This is a genomic window from Yoonia sp., from assembly GCF_036007805.1.
Taxonomy (GTDB): domain Bacteria; phylum Pseudomonadota; class Alphaproteobacteria; order Rhodobacterales; family Rhodobacteraceae; genus Yoonia.
Genome location: NZ_DASYOK010000007.1, coordinates 1 through 3050 on the forward strand (window position 1 = coordinate 1; position 3050 = coordinate 3050).

The 3050-nt window shown below is 60.4% G+C and carries 4 protein-coding genes; all 4 read left to right on the forward strand.

From position 1 onward, the window contains the following. A partial coding sequence (locus VGP75_RS00205; RefSeq protein WP_327541725.1) for an ABC transporter permease occupies positions 1-405 on the forward strand: 405 nt, incomplete at its 5' end. Further along, a complete protein-coding gene (locus tag VGP75_RS00210; protein ID WP_327541726.1) occupies positions 402-1247 on the forward strand; it encodes an ABC transporter permease in 846 nt (281 codons plus the stop codon). The genes VGP75_RS00205 and VGP75_RS00210, both read left to right, overlap by 4 nt. A 1-nt stretch (position 1248) precedes the next feature. Further along, positions 1249-2205 (forward strand): ABC transporter ATP-binding protein, encoded by a 957-nt coding sequence (locus tag VGP75_RS00215; protein ID WP_327541727.1) that lies wholly within the window; start codon positions 1249-1251, stop codon positions 2203-2205. Further along, on the forward strand, positions 2202-3050 hold an 849-nt coding region (locus tag VGP75_RS00220; protein ID WP_327541728.1), incomplete at its 3' end, for an ABC transporter ATP-binding protein. The genes VGP75_RS00215 and VGP75_RS00220, both read left to right, overlap by 4 nt.

The window sequence follows — 3050 nt, forward strand, 5'->3', positions numbered from 1 at the left end:
TTGCCTGTGCTTACCATCGGGTTGGGTGGCGTCGCACTGGTGGCGCGGGTCACGCGTGTCGCAATGATGGACATTGCGCGGCGCGATTTCGTGATGATGCTGCATGCCAAGGGCGTGTCGCGCTGGCGGATCGAGCTGGGGTCGGTGCTGCGCCATGCGCTGATGCCGGTCGTGACGATCCTGAGCCTGCGGATCGGCTGGATACTCGGCGGCGCTGTGGCGGTGGAGTTCGTCTTTGCCCGGCCCGGTCTTGGGTCGCTGCTGATCACCTCGCTCAACCAGCGTGATTATCCTGTCGTCCAGGGCTGCCTGCTGATGCTGGCGATAGCGGTCATGCTCGGCACGCTGCTGGGCGATATCGTACAAGCCGCGATGGATCCGCGCATCCGTGAGGGTTTGAAATGAGCATGACGCGTTTCCTTTCTGGGGTGGTGCGCACGCCGCGTGGCGGGGTGTCGGCGGCCGTGCTGGTGCTGGTGGTCGCGTGCGCGCTCTTTGCACCGATACTGTCCCCCTACGACTATGCTGTCCAAAACCTGCCCGGTTCCAACAGCCCGCCCAGTGCAGCACATTGGATGGGCACGGACGAGTTCGGTCGCGACCTGATGTCCCGCATCATCCAAGGTGCGCGTACATCGCTGTCAGTAGCCATGACCGCAATCAGTATTTCGGTGGTCGTAGGAATGACGCTCGGCGCGACGGCGGGCTACTTCGGCGGCGCCTTTGATCGTGTGGTGACGGCAGTTGTGGACCTGACCTGGTCTTTCCCGGAAATTCTGATCGCCCTGATCCTGATCGCCATTATTGGCACCGGCACCGAAAGCATCATCATCGCCATCTCCATCGCGTATCTCGCGCAGTTCACGCGATTGACGCGCGCACAGGTCATGGCACTGCGACAAGAGACCTATATCGAGGCGACCGTGAACCTTGGCGCAGGCCACGCGCATGTAATCTTTCGCCACCTGTTGCCCAATGCAATTACGCCTGTAATCGTGGCCGGAATGCTTGCGACTGGTGATGCGATCATTCTTGAGGCGACGCTCGGGTTTTTCGGACTTGGCGCGCAACCGCCGACGCCAAGTTGGGGGGCGATGATGTCGTCAGGCACAGCGCAAATCTTCATCGCTCCGTGGATCATCCTGTTTCCAGGCGCTGCCATCGCGGTGACTGTGATTTCGATCAACCTTTTCGGTGACGCGCTGATTGACGCGCTGGATATCCGCAGTCGCCTGAGGGAGGTCTGACATGGCGCTCCTGACCGTCTCCGGACTTGGTGTAACCATCGGCAGCCTGACCCCTCTTGATGACGTGTCGTTTCATGCGAACAAGGGCGAGATTCTTGGACTGGTAGGAGAGTCTGGTTCGGGGAAATCTCTGACTGCCATGGCCGTAATGGGCCTTTTGGGGCGGATCGGCGGAAAGGTCAGTGCTGGATCGATCCTGTTCGACGGTCAGGAGCTGACCGCTTTATCAGAACCCGCCTATCGCCGCCTGCGGGGCAAGCGTATCGCGCTGATCAGCCAAAATCCGATGACCTCGCTTGACCCATTGGTCCGGATCGGTGCGCAGATAGATCAAGTGTCGCGGCTGCACCTTGGTCTGTCGAAACACGCGTCAAAGCATCGCAGCATCGACTTGATGCAGCAGTTGCGTATTCCCGATGCCGCGACCTTGCACAGCGCCTATCCGCACCAGCTTTCGGGCGGGATGAAGCAGCGTATCGTCATCGCGATGGCGCTGGCCGCCGATCCTGATCTGATCATCGCGGACGAACCGACCACGGCGCTCGATGTCACCATTCAGGCGCAGATCATTCAGATCATGGTTGACCTTGTGCGCGACCGCGGCCTTGCGTTGATCCTGATAACGCATGACATGGGCGTGGTCGCACAGGCCTGTGACCGGGTTGTCGTGCTCTACGCTGGCCGCGTAGCGGAGACCGACCTGACGGAAGCGATCTTTGCCAACCCCCGCCATCCATATACCGCCAGCCTTATTGGCTGCATTCCTTCACACAATCAGGCAGAGGGCACCTTGCTCGGCATACCCGGAACCGTTCCTGGCGTGCTTAATTATCCCACAGGGTGCCGGTTCCATCCGCGATGTGACAAAGCGATGGACATCTGTAGCGCGCAGGTTCCTCCAATCCTCGCCTCTCCCACCGGCAGGGTCGCTTGTCACCTGCACGAGGAACAGACATGAAACCTCTTGTCTCGCTCAAGGGTCTGACGCGCGATTTTGCGTCCGGGGCTGGTTTTCTCAAGCGCCGCCGCGTCATGCGGGCGGTCGATGATGTCTCGCTCGATATTCCGCATGGCAGCGTGACCGGGGTGGTCGGCGAATCCGGTTGCGGCAAATCCACGCTCGCGCGTCTTGTCCTGCGGCTGATCACGGCGACGTCAGGGACCGTCACCTATGACGGAAAAGATATCGGCTCTTTGCCTTCTGCCGCCATGCGCGACATGCGCCGCAACATGCAGATGGTTTTCCAGGATCCCTATTCCGCGATAGACCCGCGCTACACCGTGCGCCGCGCAGTGATGGAACCTTGGCAAGTGCAGCGCATTGCCTTGCCCGACCCCGAAGCTCGTCTGGCGGAACTCATGGACAAGGTCGGGTTGAACCCAAGCTTGTCGAACAGCTATCCGCACCAACTTTCCGGCGGGCAGAAACAGCGCGTCGGCATTGCGCGCGCACTGGCGCTGAACCCTGCATTTCTGGTGCTGGACGAACCGACAGCATCGCTGGATGTGTCGATACAGGCGCAGATCATCGGGCTTCTGGAAGGGCTGCAGCGAAATCTGGGCCTGACGTACCTGTTCATCAGTCATGACCTGAGCCTCGTTCGCTATTTCTGTGATCGTGTGGTGATCATGTATCTCGGGCGCGTGGTCGAGGTTCTGCCCAACGCCCGCGATACCCCCCATCACCCCTATGCACGCGCGCTGATGGACAGCCATTTCGAGCCTGACCCGACGCGTCGCAAAACCGTGCAGATGATGAAGGGTGAAATTCCAAGCCCGTTCAACCTGCCACCCGGTTGCGCC

Excerpts from the sequence above, each read along its gene's own strand:
- VGP75_RS00210 (WP_327541726.1), top strand. The coding sequence starts at position 402 with ATGAGCATGACGCGTTTCCTTTCTGGGGTGGTGCGCACGCCGCGTGGC.
- VGP75_RS00215 (WP_327541727.1), top strand. The coding sequence starts at position 1,249 with ATGGCGCTCCTGACCGTCTCCGGACTTGGTGTAACCATCGGCAGCCTG.